Source organism: Polynucleobacter sp. 35-46-11, assembly GCF_002281105.1.
The window spans coordinates 1-20,808 of sequence record NZ_NCFJ01000008.1 but is presented as its reverse complement, the minus strand read 5'-3'; the positions used below and the strand labels follow the sequence as shown (position 1 = coordinate 20,808).

General features: G+C 45.4%; 18 protein-coding genes. 11 read left to right on the top strand and 7 right to left on the bottom strand.

Annotated features, from left to right (window positions below):
- Nucleotides 1-102 precede the first annotated feature (102 nt).
- Genes B7Y67_RS01725 through B7Y67_RS01710 form a run of 4 tightly spaced genes read left to right on the top strand, consistent with a single transcriptional unit; the run spans nt 103 to nt 4,179 of the window.
- Nucleotides 103-915 carry an IclR family transcriptional regulator gene (locus B7Y67_RS01725; RefSeq protein ID WP_293597045.1) on the top strand — a complete coding sequence of 271 codons (813 nt, stop codon included), beginning with the start codon at nt 103-105 and terminating at the stop codon, nt 913-915.
- A 14-nt stretch (nt 916-929) separates the two neighbouring features.
- Complete coding sequence (locus B7Y67_RS01720; RefSeq protein WP_293597044.1) at nt 930-1,760, top strand: 3-keto-5-aminohexanoate cleavage protein; 831 nt, start codon at nt 930-932, stop codon at nt 1,758-1,760.
- A gap of 5 nt (nt 1,761-1,765) precedes the next feature.
- Nucleotides 1,766-3,376 (top strand): GMC family oxidoreductase, encoded by a 1,611-nt coding sequence (locus B7Y67_RS01715; RefSeq protein WP_293597043.1) that lies wholly within the window; start codon nt 1,766-1,768, stop codon nt 3,374-3,376.
- Nucleotides 3,376-4,179, top strand: a complete 804-nt coding sequence (locus B7Y67_RS01710; protein ID WP_293597042.1) for a sulfite exporter TauE/SafE family protein — start codon at nt 3,376-3,378, stop codon at nt 4,177-4,179. The genes B7Y67_RS01715 and B7Y67_RS01710 overlap by 1 nt, the downstream gene beginning before the upstream one ends.
- Before the next feature lie 5 nt (nt 4,180-4,184).
- On the opposite strand, the gene B7Y67_RS01705 is transcribed toward B7Y67_RS01710, so the two are convergent.
- The 3 genes from B7Y67_RS01705 to B7Y67_RS01695 are packed head-to-tail and all read right to left on the bottom strand — an operon-like array spanning nt 4,185 to nt 8,193.
- Nucleotides 4,185-5,720 carry a class I adenylate-forming enzyme family protein gene (locus tag B7Y67_RS01705; protein ID WP_293597041.1) on the bottom strand — a complete coding sequence of 512 codons (1,536 nt, stop codon included), beginning with the start codon at nt 5,718-5,720 and terminating at the stop codon, nt 4,185-4,187.
- A gap of 40 nt (nt 5,721-5,760) precedes the next feature.
- Nucleotides 5,761-7,167 carry an aldehyde dehydrogenase family protein gene (locus tag B7Y67_RS01700; RefSeq protein ID WP_293597040.1) on the bottom strand — a complete coding sequence of 469 codons (1,407 nt, stop codon included), beginning with the start codon at nt 7,165-7,167 and terminating at the stop codon, nt 5,761-5,763.
- Between the two features lie 39 nt (nt 7,168-7,206).
- Nucleotides 7,207-8,193, bottom strand: coding sequence for a tripartite tricarboxylate transporter substrate binding protein (locus B7Y67_RS01695; protein WP_293597039.1), 987 nt, complete (start codon nt 8,191-8,193; stop codon nt 7,207-7,209).
- A 194-nt stretch (nt 8,194-8,387) separates the two neighbouring features.
- Between B7Y67_RS01695 and B7Y67_RS01690 the strand changes: the two genes are divergently transcribed.
- Genes B7Y67_RS01690 through B7Y67_RS01665 form a run of 6 tightly spaced genes read left to right on the top strand, consistent with a single transcriptional unit; the run spans nt 8,388 to nt 15,209 of the window.
- Nucleotides 8,388-9,188 carry an IclR family transcriptional regulator gene (locus B7Y67_RS01690; protein WP_293597038.1) on the top strand — a complete coding sequence of 267 codons (801 nt, stop codon included), beginning with the start codon at nt 8,388-8,390 and terminating at the stop codon, nt 9,186-9,188.
- A 24-nt stretch (nt 9,189-9,212) separates the two neighbouring features.
- Nucleotides 9,213-10,136: a bifunctional enoyl-CoA hydratase/phosphate acetyltransferase gene (locus B7Y67_RS01685; protein ID WP_293597037.1), complete on the top strand. Its 924-nt coding sequence runs from the start codon at nt 9,213-9,215 to the stop codon at nt 10,134-10,136.
- Between the two features lie 12 nt (nt 10,137-10,148).
- Nucleotides 10,149-13,037, top strand: coding sequence for a molybdopterin oxidoreductase family protein (locus tag B7Y67_RS01680; RefSeq protein ID WP_293597036.1), 2,889 nt, complete (start codon nt 10,149-10,151; stop codon nt 13,035-13,037).
- A complete protein-coding gene (locus tag B7Y67_RS01675) occupies nt 13,034-13,690 on the top strand; it encodes a 4Fe-4S dicluster domain-containing protein (protein WP_293597035.1) in 657 nt (218 codons plus the stop codon). Before B7Y67_RS01680 ends, B7Y67_RS01675 begins: the two co-directional genes overlap by 4 nt.
- Nucleotides 13,690-14,625 carry a DmsC/YnfH family molybdoenzyme membrane anchor subunit gene (locus B7Y67_RS01670; RefSeq protein WP_293597034.1) on the top strand — a complete coding sequence of 312 codons (936 nt, stop codon included), beginning with the start codon at nt 13,690-13,692 and terminating at the stop codon, nt 14,623-14,625. The genes B7Y67_RS01675 and B7Y67_RS01670 overlap by 1 nt, the downstream gene beginning before the upstream one ends.
- A gap of 14 nt (nt 14,626-14,639) precedes the next feature.
- A complete protein-coding gene (locus tag B7Y67_RS01665) occupies nt 14,640-15,209 on the top strand; it encodes a nitroreductase (RefSeq protein ID WP_293597033.1) in 570 nt (189 codons plus the stop codon).
- Between the two features lie 6 nt (nt 15,210-15,215).
- On the opposite strand, the gene B7Y67_RS01660 is transcribed toward B7Y67_RS01665, so the two are convergent.
- From B7Y67_RS01660 to B7Y67_RS01650, 3 genes are read right to left on the bottom strand one after another with little or no spacing between them, the layout of a single operon-like run.
- Nucleotides 15,216-15,623: a DUF126 domain-containing protein gene (locus B7Y67_RS01660; protein ID WP_293597032.1), complete on the bottom strand. Its 408-nt coding sequence runs from the start codon at nt 15,621-15,623 to the stop codon at nt 15,216-15,218.
- The gene (locus tag B7Y67_RS01655) at nt 15,620-16,852 is read right to left on the bottom strand and encodes an aconitase X catalytic domain-containing protein (protein WP_293597031.1); all 1,233 of its coding nucleotides are present in this window, start codon (nt 16,850-16,852) and stop codon (nt 15,620-15,622) included. The genes B7Y67_RS01660 and B7Y67_RS01655 overlap by 4 nt, the downstream gene beginning before the upstream one ends.
- A gap of 19 nt (nt 16,853-16,871) precedes the next feature.
- Nucleotides 16,872-17,855: a tripartite tricarboxylate transporter substrate binding protein gene (locus B7Y67_RS01650; protein WP_293597030.1), complete on the bottom strand. Its 984-nt coding sequence runs from the start codon at nt 17,853-17,855 to the stop codon at nt 16,872-16,874.
- A 98-nt stretch (nt 17,856-17,953) separates the two neighbouring features.
- On the opposite strand from B7Y67_RS01650, the gene B7Y67_RS01645 reads away from it, so the two are divergent.
- Nucleotides 17,954-18,883 (top strand): LysR substrate-binding domain-containing protein, encoded by a 930-nt coding sequence (locus B7Y67_RS01645; protein ID WP_293597029.1) that lies wholly within the window; start codon nt 17,954-17,956, stop codon nt 18,881-18,883.
- 29 nt (nt 18,884-18,912) lie between these two features.
- Here B7Y67_RS01645 and xsc read toward each other — a convergent pair whose 3' ends face one another.
- Nucleotides 18,913-20,721, bottom strand: a complete 1,809-nt coding sequence (gene xsc, locus B7Y67_RS01640) for a sulfoacetaldehyde acetyltransferase (protein WP_293597028.1) — start codon at nt 20,719-20,721, stop codon at nt 18,913-18,915.
- Nucleotides 20,722-20,808 lie beyond the last annotated feature (87 nt).

The following is a 20,808-nucleotide window of genomic DNA, read 5'->3' as shown; positions in this document are numbered from 1 at the left end:
TTTAGTTAATATTTTCTCTAATGAAATTTAAAGTATCATCAGATGAAATGCTTTAAGGGTAAACACTTAAAAATGCAAAAAAATTGAAAAAATGATCTCTAAATGCCACAAAAGCTGTCTCGCATAACCCCTCCCACCGAAATAAGCGATGAATCTGCCAAATCCAGCATGGCAGAAAAAGTGTTGCTCATTCTCGAAACCATCGCTCAATCTGAATTTCCGCTAACCCTTGAGGCAATTTCTACGGGCACCGGCTTAGCAAAACCTACCGCATTTCGATTACTCAATACTTTAGTAACCCAAGGATTTATTGAACGCGATCCTAATGGACGACGCTTTCAGCCAAGTGCAAAACTTCGAATCCTGGGAATTAATATTCTTTCGGTCGACTCCATACGATCGCAGCGTGTTGCCGTGATGAAGCATCTAGTAGAAGAAATTGGTGAGACTTGTAACTTCAATATTTTGGACGGCAACAGAGTAATGTATCTCGATCGGGTTGAAACAAGTGCGCCAATCCGACTACACGTTGATCTTGGTATGCGCGTACCACTGCACTGCACTGCCAGCGGGAAATTATTTTTATCCGGAATGACTGAATTACAAGTTAAGAGATCACTTGGGAATGAGCCCTTTGAGCGCTATACGGATCGAACCATTACTGACTATAAAAGACTGCTTTTGGAGTTGGAAAAAATTCGTACGGATGGCTACGCCCTTGATGAATCGGCCTTCCTAGAGGGATTTATCGGAATCGCCGTCCCAGTCATTAATTCAAAAAATAAAACTTTTGCCACCATTACCGCCCACGGACCAGCCTCCCGCATGCAAGAAAAGTCAATTGATTTTTATGTTGCACCTCTTATTAAGGCTGCACAAGATATTCAAAGTAGCCTATCTGAAACCAGTAACTAACTTTAGGAATTGATATGACAAAACCCGTAATCATCACCGTAGCAATGACTGGCGCTATCCCTCGGAAAAAAGATTGCCCTGGTTTACCGGTAACTACCAGCGAGCAAATTGAAGAAACCCACAAGGCTTTTGAGGCTGGCGCAACTCTTGCACATATTCATGTGCGCAACCCAGATGAAACCCCAAGCTCAGACCCTGCTTTATATGCAGTAGTTCAAGAGGGCATACAAAAACACTGTCCAGGAATGATCATTCAGTTCTCTACCGGCGGTCGCGGTCGCGATCAGGCTGCTCGGGGTGGAATGCTTTTTCACAAGCCTGACATGGCCTCTCTAGCAACAGGGTCGGTCAACTTTCCTACTGGCATTTATGAAAACCCCCCGGAGTTCGTTGATGGGCTTGCAAGCGAAATGCTAAAGTACGAGATTAAGCCAGAAATAGAAATCTTTGACCTTGCTATGCTCTATAACGCAGCCAATCTGATTGAGCGTGGCCTCTTAAAGGCCCCCGCCCACGTACAGTTTGTCATGGGTGTTCCAAACGCCATGCCGGCTAGGCGCTCCATTTTAGAATTCCTCGTCTCAGAGTTAAAGGCGGTCATGCCGGATGCTACTTGGACTGCCGCGGGTATTGCGCGCTACCAACTACCAGTCAACGAATGGACTCTTGAGTTGGGCGGCCATGTTAGAACCGGCCTCGAAGACAATACGCGCTATGATAAAACCAGGGCGGCTAAAGATAATGCCGAATTAGTGGCCCGTTTAGCGGAAATGGCGCCAACCTACAACCGCACGGTCGCAACGCCAGCGCAAGCTCGTGAGATCTTAGGATTGAGAAAGCAATAATCGGCATGTCAAATACATCCTTCGATTACATTGTGGTTGGCGGCGGTTCATCTGGCTGTGTATTGGCCAACCGACTTTCAGAAGATCCGCAGAATTCAGTTTGTCTAATTGAGGCGGGGCCCAAAGATCGATCCCCGTGGATTCACTTGCCTATTGGTTATGCCAAGACAATGTGGGACCCCAAGCTCAATTGGAAATTTCAAACCGAACCTGATCCCGGGGTAAATAATCGACAAATTTATTGGCCAAGAGGTAAAACACTGGGTGGCTCTAGCTCCATCAATGGCCTCATTTTTATTCGCGGGCAAAAAGAGGACTATGACACCTGGCGAGATCTTGGCAATTCAGGCTGGGGCTGGGATGATGTCTTGCCCTACTTTAAAAAAGCTGAGGGCAATGATCGACTAGATGAGCCACTGCACTCGAAGACCGGACCATTAAAGGCCTCCTCCATTCCCAAAAAACATCCTTTAGTTGAATCATTTAAGAAGACTGCAAACGCTCTCGGCGTTCCCAATACAGATGACTTCAACAACCTCACCCAGGAGGGCGTTGGTTATTATCAGTTAACCACTCATAAAGGATTTCGTTGCAGCACTGCAGTTGCCTATTTAAAGCCCGCTAAGAAAAGAAAAAATTTAGAAATTCTAACTAATAGTCAGGCCTGCAAGATTATTTTTGAGAATAAAAAAGCAGTAGGCATTGAGATCAATCAGAATGGCGCTAGAAGAGTGGTGCGAGCGAATAAAGAGGTCATCCTCAGTGCTGGCGCCATCCAAAGCCCACAACTGCTTCAGCTATCTGGGGTGGGGCCGGCAAAACTTCTTCAGGAATTTAAAATTCCCGTGATACATGATCTGCCGGGGGTTGGAGAGAATCTGCAAGACCATCTTCAGCATCGCTTGATTTATGAGTTGAATCAACCTATCTCTACTAATGATCAACTCTCATCTTGGTTTGGGCAGCTAAAAATGGGCTTAGACTGGCTACTGTTTCGTGGCGGACCACTTTCAATTGGCATTAATCAAGGCGGATTATTTACCCGCGTCATGAAAGACTCCAAAACACCCGATATCCAATTTCACTTGGCAACCCTCTCTGCGGAGATGGCTGGTGGCAAGGTTCATCCTTTCTCTGGATTCACTATGTCGATATGTCAACTACGACCTGAGTCTAGAGGTTATGTTCGCATTCAATCCACAGATCCACTTGTACCTCCGAAGATGTTTGCTAACTACATGTCAACGCCCTATGACCGTGAGATCAGTATTGCTGCTGTCAAGTACGCTAGAAAAATTGCACAGACAGAACCATTGCGCTCCCTAATTGTGCGCGAGGTTAAGCCCAACAACGCTCAATCCGATGAAGAAATCCTAGAGTTTTGCCGCAATAATGGTGCCACGATTTTTCATCCAACAGGCACCTGCCAAATGGGTCCAGATAACGATCCATTGGCCGTACTAGATTCGTCCTTGAGAGTCAGAGGCGTTGATGGCTTAAGAGTCGTTGACTGCTCAGCGATGCCAACCCTACCCTCGGGTAATACCAACTGGCCTGCAGTCATGCTTGCCGAAAGAGCGTCCGACCTCATTCTAGGAAAGATTAAATCCCACTAATGCACTACCCAATTTTTTCACTTATCGGAGTAATGACAGGCCTCTTAATGGCTCTCTTTGGGATAGGTGGAGGAGCATTCATTGTTCCCGCCTTAGATGCGGCATTTCTGGCAGTTCCGGACTTAAATCACCCCCCTTTTCAACTTATTGTTATTGGAAGTTTGTCAACGATTGTTATTGGCTCCCTTCCAAGGGCCATTAATGTACTTAGGAAGAATAAGAGCGAGCGTATTACAGCAACAACCCTCATCATAAGTGCCGTACCTTTTATTCTATTGGCCAGCTTGATATCAACCCAATTAACTGATCAGTTTTTACGCCTTGGATTTTCAGCAACAATCGTATTAATAGGAGTATGGACGCTCCTTGGAAAATCACCAGCGAATTGCTCACCACATCATCTGATCAAGCCAAATCGCTTTAAATTAATTTCTGTAGGGGCTATTTCCGGGATCTCTTCAGCCTTATTTGGTCTTGGGGGTGCAACACTATTAATGCCACTTTTAACAATGTGGGTGGGAATACCCATTGCAGCATGCGTAGACATATCGATTCTTTTTGTTTCAGCAACATCTATAGTCAGCCTTGTGACTCTAAGCTCGGCTTGGATTGGTATTCATGGTGCTAATGGCATCGGTAACACCATGATTACTTTAATTCTTGTTTTAGGTATCAGTGCCGCCATTACCCAAACAGCCGCCGCTGGGAAAATACTAAAAATGAATGACAACTTAAGGCAAAGATTATTAGGCGCTTACCTTATCAGTCTGGGAATTTGGGTAATTGCACGCGCAATTATCTAGTAAAACTAAGTCTGATTAGGGATAACATCCAATAATTTTAAACGCTGAACTTTGCCAGAAGGGCCACGAGGCAGATCAAGCATGAAGAGAATAAATTTAGGCGTCCTAAATTTACCCAGCTCTTGTAAGCAAAAAGTGCGCATTTCATCCTCGGAGCATTTAGCATCCGGCTTCAAAACAATGCACACCATAATTTCCTGTCCATAATTACTATCTGGAATACCCACTGCTGCCGCATCTAGCACGGCTGGATGTTTTAAGACTGCCTCATCAATTTCGCGTGGAGCAATATTCTCCCCGCCTTTAATAATCAACTCTTTCAAACGCCCGGTGATGAAATAAAAACCGTCATCATCGCGCAATCCTAAATCACCAGTTTTTAACCAGCCTTCAGCATCAAAGGCCCTAGCTGTTTCCGCCTCTGCCTTGTAATATGCATTCAGAACATTCCCACCACGCAAGCAAATTTCACCCACTACATTACTACCAAGAAGCTTGCCTTCTGCATCAACCACCTTAGCCTCTACCCCGCAAGGTTGTCCTGGGCTACCGTAGCGCCTTGTCTCATCATGTGGGTTACAAAAGACCATTGAAGCAGACTCAGTCATCCCCATACCTTCGATGACAGTAATTCCAAATAGATTCTCAAATTCACGATGGTGCTCAGGAGGCAATGGTGCAGAGGCCGAGCGGCCAAAACGAATAGACTTCAAATCCTCGCGACTAGGCAGTGCTCCGCCACTCTTGGCAGCATTAATTAGATAGGCAATGATCGTTGGCACCATATTGATCCATGTACAACGATACTGGATCGCCAAATTCCACCAGTTAGAGACTGAGAAAGTATGTGGAGCAACGACTGAACCGCCAGATACAAAAGGAGTGATGGTGGATATCACTTGCCCATTAATGTGATAGATGGGTAAAGAGCTCAAAACAACATCATTTTGGGTGAGTGAATGCCAAGCGGCCATGGAGCGCGCAGCATGCAATAAATTAGCATGAGTCAGGAGAACGCCCTTAGGCGTACCGGTTGTGCCCGATGTATACATTAACAGTGCCGGCCTTAATGAGCCGACCTGAGGCAGCGTACCGGGACTACATTTCATAAAGGGGCCTTCAGGGGCATCCGGATCTAACTCTAAAAGCAAAAACTTTCTTTTCGTTTTCTCTAGCGCAGCAAATAAAGATTGCTTCTTATCCGGCGAGTAAAACAATGCTTCGATATCGCTATGATCTAACACCCAAGCCAATTGATCCGTCGGAGCCAGAAGATTTAGAGGGGTAATCACTCGTCCGCAAGACATGGCCGCCAGAAAAATAGTGCTAGTTTGGCGGCCATTTTGCATGTACAGGCCAACGTGAGCTCCATTACTGATTCCCTCCCGCTCTAACCATGAGGAAAAATGGCACGCCTCCTTGGCAAGCTGGCCATAAGTCAGTTCGGCACTAATTTCTGGCGCGTATAAAAACGGTTTTTCAGGTTGGGCTGCCTCCCAGTGCAAAAGCACTTCGCCTAAACTTTTACAAGAAGCAGTCATATTTAAATTTCGTTAAAAAAATTGAAAGCGCGAATCTAAATTAAGCCTTTGGAAAGCGACTAAAGTAATCCTTCAATAAATCCTCGACCTTAGGAACGTGCTCAGGGATAGGCCTTACCACCCTTGTGATATTGAGGTAATGACGATAATTCATATTGTCAGAAAAGTTATTTTTACCCCAAGTGCCGCAACCCATAGACAGGGAGAATGGCAAACCATTTTCAAAACTACCTCCAGTGGCGATCGCATGTGCTTGGTTCACAATAATCCTAGCAACTGGCAATTGTTGAGCTAGCGAAGCAGCTCTGGACTCCATGACCTCACCGCGTTGTGCGGTATGCAGGCCTACAGAATGTCCAGCCCCCTGGTAGCCATATACATTGGTTACAAGATCTTTTGCGGCATCAAAATTGGCGGCCTTCCATACGGTCAGAACGGGGCTGAGCTTCTCTCCTGAAAATGGCACATCCGGTCCAAATCCAGTCTCCTCAACCATTAAAAATTTAGCTGATTTTGCCTTTGGATTTTGTAATTGCGCACGCTCAGCAATCACCCCTGGATTTTGTGCCGTTAGTGTCGAGGTTAATTTGCCATTACTAAACATCACATCTTGCAGACGTTTCTTATCAGCGGAATCCAACAGTACTCCACCAACAGCCTCTAATGCGCTAATTGCTTGGCTGTAGACCTGCTCACAAATCACTGTGCCATTTTCACTTGAGCAACTTGTCGCATTATCAAAGGTCTTGGATTGCAAAATCTTATTAGCTGCAGATGCAAGGTCAGCATATTCATCAATAATGACCACTACATTACCCGCACCCACTCCAAATGCAGGCGTGCCACAAGTATAGGCCGCACGAATATTGGCCTGAGATCCGGTAGCAACAACTAGATCAGCTAAGCGCATTAATTCATTAGTAGCATCTTTAGTGATTGGTGAAGGAAGCATTTGTACCAAATCTCGCGGGGCTTTCACTAAATCTAGCTGCTGATGAACAAACTCCAATAGGCGAGCACATGTTGATAAACCTTTAGGTGAAGGAGCAACCACTACAGCGTTACGACACTTCAAAGCATTTAAGATTTTATTAATGGGGGTGGCACCAGGATTAGTAGAGGGCGTAATAGCTGCCACCACACCCACTGGACGAGCATACTCAGTAAGACCTGTCTTCAAATCCTCAGAAATGATGCCAACTGTTTTTGCACAACCTAAGTCGCGCACCAGCCCCAGGGTTTTTCTAAAGTTTTTCTTAAATTTGTCTGCTACATCACCAAGTCCAGTATCTTGAACGGCTAACTCTGCCAACTCTTGATTGCGCTTTGGTTCTAAGATCGCCCAAGCAACCGCTTCGACAACTAGATTGACTTGAGATTGGGTGTACTGCTCGTATACCTTTTGAGCAATACGCCCACGTTCAATGATGCTTTCTACTGGTGTCATAAGTATGCTTAGTTAATGTTATCAAAGGATAGAAAATTGTTACTCAACTTTAATGCCGGCATCTTTTGTAACCTTTTTCCACTTAACCAATTCTGACTTCACAATGGCGCCTAGTTGAGCTGGTGTACTGCCAACGGCTTCAGCTCCTTGAGCGAGCAACCTCTCCTTCACTGCTGGCTCTGCCAATACCTTGACAGTCGCATTGTAAAGAGTGTCAATGATGATTTGAGGAGTTTTGGCAGGAACAAACATGGCATACCAAGAATCAACTTCGTAATCTTTGAATCCCAATTCAGCCATAGTTGGCACATCTGGGAAGACTGGTGAACGCTTCACAGTAGAAACCGCTAATGCACGCAGCTTGCCGGACTTTACATAATTTGCAGCAGCAGGAATAGAAACCCAAAGCAATGGCACCTGACCGGCAATCACATCAGTAATTGCAGGGCCGCCTCCACGATACGGAATATGCATCATGGTGACTCCAGCTGAACCTGCCATCATGGCTCCTGCCAGGTGACCTGGCGAACCATTTCCAACGGAGGCATAAGAAATTGAATCAGGCTTTGCTTTTGCCATTTCAATCACTTCCTTCACACTCTTGCCTGGAAAGTCCATATTAGCAACCAGAATTTGCGGTAAGGAAGCCACCAAGGACACTGGCAAAAAATCTTTTTCAGTATCAAAAGCGAGTTTTGGATAAATCGCAGGATTGATCGTGTGCGAAGAGAGGGTAAAGAGGACTGTGTATCCATCTGCCGCAGATTTAGAAACTATATCGGTTCCGATCGACCCTCCCGCCCCACCTCGGTTATCGATGATGACCTGCTGACCCAACACCTTGCTAAGTGGGTCTTGCACGATACGGGCAATAACATCCGTACCCCCTCCCGGTGGATAAGGAACTACAAATTTAATAGGTTTTGTTGGCCAAGACTGGGCAGCGGCGGTTTGCATTCCCCCAACCAAACCTGCGAATGCAAAAACTCCGGATAAAACAGCGACTAATAGTTTGCTTATGCGCATAATTCATCTCCTGTTAATAACTACATTCATTTGGCTTATCTTAGCCTTTGTTATTGGATCAGACTAGCATAATTGATCTTATTAAACGGAACAAGTTGTTTCGTATAGGTAAAAATACTAACATTTACCCTTTAAATTACAAACTTGTTCTATTAGAATGAACAAAATGACACAATTCTTGAGATTTGACAACCATGCTTGAAACAGAAGCCAGCGACCAGCTAGACGCCCTAAAAAGGGATAATTCCGGCGAAAACTCCTCAATGCTCAAGGGTGTTGTCATATTGGAGGCCCTGGCAGCACTTCAACAACCCGCCACCCTCGCTCAACTCATGCAAATTACCGGAATGCCCAAAGCATCCTTGCATAGAACATTAGCGATATTTGAAGAAGCAAGATTGGTAGCTAGGGAGCCCGGCGGTAGGACCTACGCTCCAGGCGAGCGTCTTGCGCACCTAGCAATGACAACCCTCACACATGACACTGTTTCAGCCATTCGCCACACCATTCTCCGTAAACTAGTATCCGATCTAGGCGAAACCTGTAATCTTGCAGTCTTAAGGCGTGGCGAGCTATTTTATTTAGATCGAGTTGAAGCGGACTGGGCCTTACGCCTGCACCTACCACTAGGCACTGTATTGCCGCCGCATTGCAGCGCTAGCGGAAAGTTGCTACTGGCATACAAGCCTGTAGATGAACGTACTAAGATTTTAGAAAATCTTCCACTTGAACAATTTACCCATAGAACTATTACTGATCTCCATTTGCTGGAATCCGAAATGGAAAGAATTGTGGCTACTGGTTATGCGGTTGATAACGAAGAATATGTTTTGGGCGTATCTTGCGTAGCAGTTCCAGTAAGAGATTCTCTAGGCGAGGTGGTAGCAGCCATAGCAGTTCATGCTGCAACCGCAAGACTCCCTTTGAATCAAGCGATGGGGCATATTCCCAAACTTAAAGAAGCGTCTGAGCGCATTTCTCAAACCCTTTCCTGATTAGCAGAGAACCATAACCGCTTCATGACAAATCTAAACGTGAAATACCCACTCTTAGAAAAAATGATTGAGGAGGCTCGAAGCGATCTTCCTCTTGGGGTTGTCTACCCACTGAGTGCGCCAGCATTAGAAACTGTGTTTGATCTCATCAAGAGACGGTTATGCACACCAATATTAATTGGCCCCAAGAAAGAAATTGAAGAGCTCGCTGCCACAGAAGGCCTCTTATTAAATGGCATTCAAATTGTCGACACGCCTAACAACCCTATTCTAGCGACCAAGAAAGCCGTGGAGATGGTCAAAGAAGGAAAGTTAGCGGTATTAATGAAGGGCTCATTACATACAGAAGATCTAATGGGACCCATTGTCAGTCGCGATGGGCTTCGTACCGATCGCAGAACTAGTCATTTATTTTTATTTGAACTAGAACGCTACCCCAAATTACTAGGCATTAGCGATTGTGTAGTCAATATTGCACCCAATGCCGCTCAAAAAATACAAATTCTCAAAAGCAGCCTCGAGGCGCTTAGTAAGCTAGGAATAAAGCATACAAAAGTCGCGATCATTGCAGCTACCGAAGTCATCAACCCAACTATGCAAGCCACAACGGATGCCAAAGAGATTGTAGATGCCCATGCAATTAATCCCATCCATGTAGACACGATTATTGAAGGCCCTTTTGGTTTTGATAATGCTATCTCTGCTGAGTCAGCAAAAACAAAGGGCATTAAGTCAGTCGTAGCGGGTGATCCCGACCTATTGATCGTGCCTGATTTACAAGTTGGCAATATTCTCTACAAGTCTTTAATTTACATGGCTGGAGCTGAGTGCGCCGGTACTGTTTTGGGCGCTCAAGTTCCTATCATCCTCACATCAAGAGCTGACACCGTTTTTTCCAGAGTTGCATCCTGCGCGATGGCTATTATTCTTGCTAAAAATTCTCAATAACTGAGTAAATCTATGTTCAAAATATTCTCAAATGATCCCGTGCACGACCCCATCCATAAGCAGGCGCCTGCAACTGAAATAAAGAAAACTACTTGCTATATGTGTGCCTGTCGTTGTGGCATTAGAGCGCACTTACGCGATGGTGAATTGGTTTACATTGATGGAAATCCTGAGCATCCTTTAAATCAAGGCGTTATCTGCGCCAAGGGCTCCTCAGGAATCATGAAACAGAAATCGCCAGCGCGGATTACTCAGCCACTCTTACGCAAAGCAGGCAGCGATAGAGGTAACGGCGAATTTGAGCCCATCAGCTGGGAAAAAGCATTTGAAATTTTGACCGAGCGTCTTGCAAAAATTCGCGCTACCGATCCAAAGAAGTTTGCACTCTTTACTGGACGCGACCAAATGCAGGCGCTTACTGGCTTATTTGCCAGACAGTTTGGAACGCCTAACTATGCAGCTCACGGTGGATTCTGCTCTGTCAATATGGCTGCCGGGATGATCTATACCATTGGCGGAAGCTTCTGGGAATTCGGTGGACCAGATTTAGATCAAGCTAAGCTATTTGTCATGATTGGTACGGCTGAAGATCATCACAGTAACCCCATGAAAATTGCCCTCTCTAAATTTAAGAGGGCGGGCGGTCGCTTCATCTCAATTAATCCAGTCAGAACTGGATACTCTGCTATTGCGGATGAATGGATACCAATTAAACCTGGAACCGATGGCGCGCTCTTCATGGCCTTGATGCATGAACTCATTCGTCTTGAAAAATATGATGCCCCTTTCCTAAAGCGCTTTAGCAATTCAGCCCAATTAGTCTGCATGGATGCGGGACCAGAAGAAGGTTTATTCTTGTATGACCCTGACTCTGATCCAATAAATTTAGATTTACCGCACAATAAATATATCTGGGATGAAAAATCCCAAAGCACTAAACCTTGTTTTGCACAAGGCACATCGCCTGCTCTATCAGGCGAATACGTTATGGGTCCAGGGCCGCACCAAGGTAAAAAAGTGGTTCCCTCTTTTGAACTACTTAAACGTCAAGTGAGTGAGACCACTCCAGAATGGGCTTCTGCCATTACCAGCATTCCAGCAGAGCGTATTCGCAAGCTTGCCCTTGAGATGGCAGACACAGCATTCGGTCAAGAATTTGAATTGCCGATTCAGTGGACAGACTGCTGGGGCGAGAAACATGATTCTGTCACTGGTAGGCCTGTCGCCTTCCATGCCATGCGAGGTTTATCTGCGCACTCCAATGGCTTTCAGACTACTCGTGGCCTAGCAGTACTTATGTCATTACTCGGGACGATTGATCGCCCAGGTGGCTTTAGGCATAAGGCTCCTTACCCACGTCAGGTTCCGCCCAATGCGAAGCCACCTTCTTCTGAAAATGACATCAAGCCGAATACTCCATTGGCAAAGCCTCCATTGGGATGGCCAACTCAACCCGAGGATTTGGCTCTAGATTCCAATGGCAAGCCCCTGCGCATCGATAAAGCCTACTCATGGGAGCATCCTTTAGCGGCTCACGGACTAATGCATAACGTCATTACGAATGCAGTTAAAGGAGATCCCTACTCTATCGATATGCTCATGATCTTCATGGCAAATATGTCATGGAACTCCACCATGAATACGATGGAAGTTCGCGATCATCTAAATGCCAAGAATGATGATGGTGAATTCAAGATTCCATTCTTGGTAGTTTGTGATGCATTCCAATCTGAGATGGTGGATTTCGCTGACCTAGTACTTCCTGATACTACCTATCTTGAGCGTCACGATGTGATGAGCATGTTAGATAGACCTATTTCTGAGTTTGATGGTCCTGTTGACTCTGTCCGCATCCCCGTTCTAGATCCCTTGGGAGAGTGCAAACCATTCCAGGAAGTCTTAATTGAACTGGCTTCACGCTTAAAGTTTCCTGCATTTACTACACCAGAAGGTGGGAGGAAATTTAAGGACTATCCGGACTTCATTACTCGATTCCAGACTGCCCCTGATTCAGGCATTGGCTTCTTAGGCGGTTGGCGTGGCAAAGATGGTGACAAACCCTTAAAAGGTGAGCCCAATCCCAATCAATGGCAAAAATATGCTGAGAATAATTGTGTTCATCAGTACCATATGCCGCCAGAGCATCAATACATGCGCAACTGGAACAAGGGGTATTTAGACTTCTCCAAAGAGAATGCCTTGAGACAAAAAAATGATCCAATCATGATTGCCATTTACTCTGACATTCTGCAACGATTTAGACTAGCTGCTACCGGTAAACGTCCAGGAGCACAGCCTCCAGAACACCTAAAGGCACGGATCTATAAATATTTTGATCCGCTGCCTTTCTGGTATCCGCCGCTCGAGGATGAGGCAACCGATTTAACCAAATTCACACTCAATGCAATTACTCAACGTCCGATGGCAATGTATCACTCATGGGATTCACAAAATGCATGGTTACGACAAATTCATAGCCATAACTACCTATATGTGAACACTGCCACTGCACTGCAAAGTGGAATTGCTGATGGTGCCTGGATGTGGATTGAATCCCAGTGGGGTAAGGTCAGGTGCATGGCAAGACACTCTGAGGCTGTTGATCCAGGAACAGTATGGACATGGAATGCAATTGGTAAGGCCGAATCTGCTTGGAGCTTAACAAGTGATGCAGATGAGTCCAAAAAAGGCTTTTTATTAAATCATCTCATCACGGAAGAGCTTCCATTGGGCGGCTTTACTGTTAGCAATTCTGATCCGATTACTGGTCAAGCTGGTTGGTATGACGTCAGGGTCCGATTAGCACCCGCAGATGAGAATGAGCCAGAAGAAACTTGGCCACAAGTAAAAGCATTTGAAGTGCCTGGAATGGCCCTCAAAAAATCGGGGGAGACAAAATGAGTAAAAATAAACAACTGGCTCTCGTTATTGACCTCAATGTTTGCGTTGGCTGTCATGCGTGTGTGACCTCTTGCAAGGAGTGGAATACCTCTGGATCAGCAGGACCACTCACGGATCTCAATGCTTATGGTGCAAGTCCTAGCGGTACTTTTTTCAATCGCGTTCAAACCTTTGAGGCAGGAAGCTTCCCTAATACGCAAACAGTGCATTTCCCCAAATCTTGTTTGCATTGCGAAGAGCCTCCCTGCGTTCCTGTATGCCCTACGGGTGCGAGCTATAAACGCAAAGAGGATGGCATTGTTCTCGTTGACTACGATAAGTGCATTGGTTGTAGTTATTGCTCTTGGGCCTGCCCTTACGGTGCCCGAGAACTAGATCAAGAGCGTCAAGTGATGACAAAATGTACCCTCTGCGTAGATCGAATCTATAGCGAAACATTGCCGGAGTCTGAGAAAAAGCCTGCTTGCGTACTTGCGTGCCCTACCAGCGCTCGAATCTTTGGTGACGTTCACGATCCAGAGTCAGAGGCGAGCAAAGCCATTGAAGAACGCAAGGGTTATGCCTTGATGCCGGAGTGGGACACTCAACCAGCCAATCACTATTTACCCCGCTCCATTATGGAAACGATAGATGCAGCAAGGAACGACAAATAATGCGCCCACAATTTTCAATTATTTTCTTCACCACCTTGGTTGGAATGGCGCAAGGATTGCTATTTTTTATCGCCCTATCCAATTTATATAGCAAGGCTACCCCTAATGCATTTTTGACGAACCTAGTTCTTCCAGTTGCCTTTCTCTTGCTGTGTTTAAGTCTGCTCGCATCCTTTTTCCACCTCGGACATCCCGAGCGTGCGTGGCGTGCAGCGATGATGTGGAGGACATCTTGGCTATCTAGAGAAGTTATTGCTCTGCCTGCGCTGATGGCGGTAACAGTTGTTATCTACTCTTATGCGCTCATCGGTGAGGTGCCCCAATGGCTATGGCTAGCGCTTATCTCAGCTACCCTAATCCTGTGGATATGCACTGCAAAGATCTACCAATGCATTCGCTTTATTCAGGAGTGGTCACACCCTTCGACACTAACCAATTTCATTCTCCTGGGTTTGGGCTCAGGCTTAGTTTTATTAGAATTACTCATTACCCTGTGGGGCGACTCAGCTTTACAAATCATTGATGCCCCGCTATCCATGGTTGCCTTTCTCCTATTATTTTTAGCATTTAATTTGAAGCTCTGGATTTGGCGTCGGAATCGCAGCTTAAAACCAAAGTCAAATCTTGCTACAGCAACCGGCATTAAAGGCAACAATATCCGCCAAACTTCAATGGGCTTAATGGGTGGTAGCTTTAATACTCGCGAATTCTTTCATCATCAGACTGATCGCATGATTGCGAATATACGCAAGATTATCTTGCTTTGCGCTTATGTGCTGCCAATGATATTAATGGCTTACGCAATTGCCTCACCTAGTATGACGATCATTGCTTTAGCACTATTGATCAACTACTTAGGCCTTCTCGCCGAAAGATGGATGTTCTTTGCAGAAGCTAATCACCCACAAAATCTGTACTACCAAAGAGTGTCCTAGCCACCAATCTTGAGATGGATCACTTTGCCGAAAAACTTATACATGGAAGGACTCACATCTCTCCAAAAAGGCTTGGTGATCCAGGACCAACTCAGTCTCAGAAAGAAGCCATTCTTTTAGCGGCAAATGCAGCTCCTGATCATGGACGAATGGTGCCTTGGCGTTTTATAGAAATTCAAGAAAGTAGTCGCGCCAGCTTGGGCGAAGTGTTTTATCAGTGCCTACTAGAACGCGACCAACAAGCAACGCCTATCCAGCTTCAAGAGGCTCGCGAAAAAGCTTTTCGTGGGCCACTTCTTCTCTTGGCCATTGCCAACTATCGTGATGCTGGTAGCGATATCAGCAAACAAGAAAAGCTCATCTCTTTAGGTTGCGCTATCCAGAACATTCTTTTGAGCGCCTATGCCCTTGGCTTTGGCTCTGGACTATCCAGCGGTAGAGCTCTACAAAGCGATCACATTGGAGCCTTATTTCAGCTAACAACGGATGAGGAGCCCATCTGCTTTATTACGATTGGTACTGTGCAAAAAAATAAACCCGATCGCATTAGACCGGGTTTATCTCAATACTATTCTGTTTTTTAAGTCAAGTTAAAGCACCTCTACTGTTTGCTTTTTGGTATCAATACGCAATCGTGCACCACTTGTAATCGCCTGAGTAATGTCACAGTCAAAACCACTCAACATAGGAATGCCAGCATGTGCTGCGCCTTGTGCCAAGATTGGGTTAACTGCATTAAAAATAATGGCAGATGGGCACAAATTTCTTGATTTCATTTCATAAAGCATCCAAGCACTGGCAACTCCACCCTTTGCTGCATCCAATACTAGGATCTTATCTTTGTAAGATTGGCCAAACAGCTTATGCGCCGGACGTGAAAACACTCCTTTAAGACGATCTAAATCATAACGAGCTGAAAAGCCATCGGATGCACTTAGACACTCGCCTTCTAAACCCTCACCTTGAGCATGTTTAGCTTTATATATTTTTCCACTCACTTTAATCTCCCCGTCACTGCAGCCTGAACACAGTCCTCCATTGATGCCAACATTGGCGTGTAGCCATAACCTCCCAAAATATTGACAATCTTTGCGCTATTGGTTGCTAAGACTTTCCAACCATTGGTTTCTGCGATTTCTCTCGCATAGGACTGATAGAAGCACATACCTGAAAATACTGTCCCACCGGCACTTTCAATCATTTGGGTGTAACCCATGCGATCTGAGTCTGGTTTGACTTGTGGACTTGTCATGGCCAGCAAAGGCTTAATGAATTTCTTACCTTTACAAAGCTCTGCAATACTCTTCATTTCCATCAAACTTAATTGCGGCGCAGAAAATACCACTACGTCTATCTCTTCGGCAACACGATAGGAATTTTGTAAGCCCATAACCTCTTCTTTAGTGATAAACACCTCCGGAAGATGTAAATACTCTAAATCTCGGGCATGTAGCGCCTCAGGCGTAATACCCAATACATGAAACAGGGCTGTAGAACCAAAGCTTGCCATTGCTGCGCCAAAGTGCTTCATAGCATCAGAGCCAGGATGGCCTTCTATGCCTTCCAAAATCGGAACTGACCAATAGTTTCCTGATTTCTTTCCAATCAAGCCACCTAAAGCACCCCACTCATTTAATGTTTGAGGTGTCCACAATGTTTTAAAGCGGTGAGTTGGCTTGCGATGCTCATCAAGATGATAGCCATAGCGAGGCGTTCTACCAGTTAGACCAGCCGCCAATGCCGAGGGCCCACCCTCAAAGTTTGATCGAGCACCGCAAACACTATTGGAATAAATGACAACTCCAGTATCGCCAAATGCTAAATGCTCCCCAAAAACGGGTGCCATGATTGTTTGGTAATTAATACAAGTGTCTGTCATGGATACACCCATTTTGACAAACGCATCAATTGCACGCCTCTCAAGCTCAAGCATTTTTTCTGTTTGACCTAGCTGCTTTGCTTTACTGAAATCGGTCCCCCTAGGATCAGTAATAGTAGGGATGCATACCATGCGATCTGCCTCAGAGTTTCTTGCTAAACCCTCGAGCCACTCAACTCCAGACTCCCCCAGACTCTCGGTATCAGCCATGATGTGCGCTTGAGATACGGAGACTAAATCTTCAGCCCCAAAAAATTCGCCTACCTTGATTTGGTGTTGGATCGCTGTTTTTCTAACTGGGCCAAACTCTCCCGCTAACATCGCCTTTTCTTCTTCACTTAACTTCATCTTCTTCTCTTTATATTAATCAATCAATCGTGGCACCAGAATCACGAACTACCCTCCCCCACTTCGCAATTTCACTAGTTTGGAAGTTAGCCAGACTCTCTTTAAAGTCAGTATTTGGCTGAACTCCCAAGTTCCCCAGACGCTCTCTAAAGGCATCTGATTGAGCAACCTTCTCAGCTTCCATTCTTAACTTTTTAGTAATTGGCTCTGGCAATTTGGCTGGAGCAAATAAGGCCCACCAGGCGGTTGATTCAAATTGCGGATACCCAAGCTCAGCTACAGTTGGCACATTAGGCAGTAAAGGTGAACGTGTTTTGCTTGTAACGGCTAGAGCACGCAGCTTTCCTGATGTGATGTGCGGCAATACTGACTGAATAGGATCAAATGCTAATGGAATTTGTCCGCCTATCAAATCTGTTATTGCAGGCGCACTACCCTTATACGGAATATGCCTTAGCTTGATCTGAGTGGTGGACTCAAATAAGGCTGCCGTTAGATGCCCTGGGGTACCATTTCCAGCGGAACCATATGCAATAGTTTCAGGTTTGGCGCGAGCCTCTGAAATTAGCTCAGCAAGCGTCTTAATACGATCACTTGAATTCACTACAACGACAACAGGTGCTGTTGCCACCAAAGCGATCGGCGTGAAATCCCTAGTCATGTCATATGGTAATTGTTTGTACAAGCTGCCATTGATCGCATTAGTGCCTACAGTCCCCATAAATAAGGTGTAGCCATCTGGCGCTGACTTAGCAACAAGATCTGCCCCAATGGAACCGCCAGCCCCACCCTTATTCTCAATAATGACCTGCTCTTTCAAGCGATCTCCCAAGAGCACTGATAAGGGTCTAGCAACAATATCTGTTGGCCCTCCAGGGGGGAAAGGAACGATTAATTTAATTGGCTTATTTGGGTATATATCTGCCAATACATTGCTTGAAAGCAGCAGCAATCCCAAGCTAGCCAGAAAAAACTTAAAACCTTTCATTGCCGGTTTATTCATAGCGTCAGATCTCTGTTAGGTAGGAGGAATTTTCACTCTAACTGACCATTCATATAATGTATATTTATATTTAATTAACTAACATATAAGCAATTCTTATGAATGTAAAACAAATTGATTTGAGATTGCTGCGCAGCTTTCTCACCGTTTCTAGAGCTGAAAGCTTTGTCAAAGCTTCCGAAAGTCTCAACATCACGCAATCTGCTCTCTCTCAACAGATGAAAGAGCTAGCAAGCTATCTTGACCTACCACTTTTTGAAAAGAAGGGGCGCAGATTGGTTTTGACTAACCTTGGAAATGGGTTGCTACAAAAAGTAGAGCCATTACTGGGGCAGATAGAAGAAGCGCTTTTACAAAGCGTCAATGACAACCAAAATATTGTTGGCACCTTGCGTGTAGGTGCCACTAATACATACTCAAAAATAATTGCCCTGCCTACTTGTATGGCGATGCTTAAAGCAAATCCAAGCCTCAATATTGAACTCCAAGAATTGCCTGCCGAAAAAGTATTGAGAGGGCTTATGGAGGGTGCTATTGATATCGCCATTCTTCCAGAGGACTATCAATTTGCAGATCTCCACTGGGTTCGCCTCATTACAGAACAATTCTCGGCGATTGGGGCTCCACATGTAATTGAGAAACTACCCCGGAACCTAACTCTTAAAACCCTTGTTGCATATGATTTAGCGGCTCTAAATAGACAATTTTTGATGCGTCAAAAAATTGATGCTCAGGCTCGCATGGAGGGCGCCCTCCTTAACTTTCGTATGGAGACATCAACTATGGGGGATCTACTAGAGATTGCCAAGACTGGAGAGTTTTTAGCGTTAGGAAGCCCAATTGCTATAGCCAAAGATAGAAAATTAAGCTCAAGAAAAATTAAAGGTGACCTACTAACAAGAACTGCTGCAGTTTGCTGGAGAAAAACCAAATTCGTCACCTATGCAATGGTTGCATTTCAGGAAAATGCCGTTGCAATTTCAAGCTCAATTCAATCTGACATGAAAAAAAGAAAAGGTCCGGCTTAAGCGGACCTTTTCAATGTGGCTGTGAATAATTACACGTAATCTTTATACTTATCCAAGAAGCGAATTGGCTTAGCAAGCGCATCACGGCGGAATGGGTCACCGAGTTCACGAGTACACATAATCTCGATCACACAAGTCTTGCCTTCCTTCATTTGCATATCAATGGCCTTCTTCAGTGCTGGACCAACCTGATCAAGTTGGTCAACCACAATACCTTCAGCCCCCATCGATTGGGCAATCCCTGCGAAGCTAGGGCTTTCTAATTCACCTGCTACAAAGCGGCGGTTATAGAAGTCGACCTGGTTCTTTTTCTCAGCACCCCACTGACGGTTGTGGAACACAATCGCAGTAACAGGGATATCGTGGCGAACTGCAGTCAGAATCTCAACCATACTCATAGCCCATGCGCCGTCACCAGCGTAGGCAATCGCAGGACGATTCAGCGCTGCTGCTTTAGCCCCAATAATCGTTGGCAATGCATACCCGCAATTACCAAAACTCATTGGCGCAAAGAAACTGCGTGGCTTTTCGAAGCGAAGGTAGCTGTTAGCAACAGAGTTGATGTTGCCGATATCGGTTGACACCATGACATCAGCAGGCATTGCTTTCTCAAGCTCACGCAACACTTGACGTGGATGCAAGTAATGGCCACCTGTTGGTGTTACTTCTTTCTTCTGCTCTTCAATCATATCGAGACTGAATGCATCTTTTTCATGGGTCCACTCGTCAAGCTCTTTTTCCCACGCCGCTTTTTCTGAGGCGATTATTTGAGCTCGCTCTGCTTTCGTAGTGTCACAGGCCAATTTCTTGCCTTCGAGACGCTTAGTTAATGCAACCGCTGCAGCCTTGGCATCGCCACAAATTCCTACAGAGATTTTCTTAACCAATCCCAACATCTTGTTATCGGCATCGATCTGAATGATCTTAGCATTCTTTGGCCAGTAATCCATACCATGCTGTGGCAATGTTCCGAATGGTCCAAGACGTGAACCTAAGGCGACTACTACGTCAGCCTGGGCCATTAACTTCATCGCAGCCTTTGAACCTTGATAACCCAATGGACCACACCATAATGGATGACTCGCTGGGAATGAGTCGTTATGCAAGTAGCTATTGACAACCGGCGCACCAAGGCGCTCTGCAAACGCTTTACACTCTTCAACAGCATCGCCCATGACCACACCACCACCTGAAATAATCACTGGGAATTTTGCATTTGCCAATAGCTCAGCAGCTTCATCCAAACTCTTCTCACCGCCAGGACCGCGATCCAGTCTGTTTGGCTGTGGGATTTCCACTTCAATCTCACCATAGAAATAATCACGTGGAATATTTAATTGGGTTGGGCCCATCTCAGATAAAGCGCGATCAAAACAACGGCCGGTAAATTCAGCCATCCGTTTTGGATTATTCACGTGACCTTGATACTTTGTAAACTCCTCAAACATCGGAAGTTGGTTAGCCTCTTGGAAGCCACCTAAACCCATGCCCATAGTTCCAGTTTCTGGTGTAATGATCACTACAGGGCTATGCGCCCAATAGGCAGCTGCAATCGCTGTCACACAGTTACTAATACCAGGGCCATTCTGACCAATCACTACACCATGGTTTCCACTAACCCGAGCATAACCATCGGCCATATGAGCAGCACCTTGCTCATGAACCACTGGAATCAATCGAATTCCAGCTGGGGCAAAAATATCCATGGCATCCATGAACGCAGAACCCATGATTCCAAAAATATCCTTCACCTTATTGGCGACCATAGTCTCCACGAAGGCTTCGGAAGGGGTCATTTTTTGTGGACCGGTAGGTAAATTAGTGCCAGATTTAGACATAAAGCTCTCCTAGGTATTCAATTAAACGGAACAATTTGTTCTACAATCCAAATAATAATCGCTAAAATTTACCCAAGTCAAGCATAT

Coding starts and splice junctions, on each gene's coding strand:
- B7Y67_RS01725 (WP_293597045.1), top strand. CDS start 103: ATGCCACAAAAGCTGTCTCGCATAACCCCTCCCACCGAAATAAGCGAT.
- B7Y67_RS01720 (WP_293597044.1), top strand. CDS start 930: ATGACAAAACCCGTAATCATCACCGTAGCAATGACTGGCGCTATCCCT.
- B7Y67_RS01715 (WP_293597043.1), top strand. CDS start 1,766: ATGTCAAATACATCCTTCGATTACATTGTGGTTGGCGGCGGTTCATCT.
- B7Y67_RS01710 (WP_293597042.1), top strand. CDS start 3,376: ATGCACTACCCAATTTTTTCACTTATCGGAGTAATGACAGGCCTCTTA.
- B7Y67_RS01705 (WP_293597041.1), bottom strand. CDS start 5,720: ATGACTGCTTCTTGTAAAAGTTTAGGCGAAGTGCTTTTGCACTGGGAG.
- B7Y67_RS01700 (WP_293597040.1), bottom strand. CDS start 7,167: ATGACACCAGTAGAAAGCATCATTGAACGTGGGCGTATTGCTCAAAAG.
- B7Y67_RS01695 (WP_293597039.1), bottom strand. CDS start 8,193: ATGCGCATAAGCAAACTATTAGTCGCTGTTTTATCCGGAGTTTTTGCA.
- B7Y67_RS01690 (WP_293597038.1), top strand. CDS start 8,388: ATGCTTGAAACAGAAGCCAGCGACCAGCTAGACGCCCTAAAAAGGGAT.
- B7Y67_RS01685 (WP_293597037.1), top strand. CDS start 9,213: ATGACAAATCTAAACGTGAAATACCCACTCTTAGAAAAAATGATTGAG.
- B7Y67_RS01680 (WP_293597036.1), top strand. CDS start 10,149: ATGTTCAAAATATTCTCAAATGATCCCGTGCACGACCCCATCCATAAG.
- B7Y67_RS01675 (WP_293597035.1), top strand. CDS start 13,034: ATGAGTAAAAATAAACAACTGGCTCTCGTTATTGACCTCAATGTTTGC.
- B7Y67_RS01670 (WP_293597034.1), top strand. CDS start 13,690: ATGCGCCCACAATTTTCAATTATTTTCTTCACCACCTTGGTTGGAATG.
- B7Y67_RS01665 (WP_293597033.1), top strand. CDS start 14,640: ATGGATCACTTTGCCGAAAAACTTATACATGGAAGGACTCACATCTCT.
- B7Y67_RS01655 (WP_293597031.1), bottom strand. CDS start 16,852: ATGAAGTTAAGTGAAGAAGAAAAGGCGATGTTAGCGGGAGAGTTTGGC.
- B7Y67_RS01650 (WP_293597030.1), bottom strand. CDS start 17,855: ATGAATAAACCGGCAATGAAAGGTTTTAAGTTTTTTCTGGCTAGCTTG.
- B7Y67_RS01645 (WP_293597029.1), top strand. CDS start 17,954: ATGAATGTAAAACAAATTGATTTGAGATTGCTGCGCAGCTTTCTCACC.
- xsc (WP_293597028.1), bottom strand. CDS start 20,721: ATGTCTAAATCTGGCACTAATTTACCTACCGGTCCACAAAAAATGACC.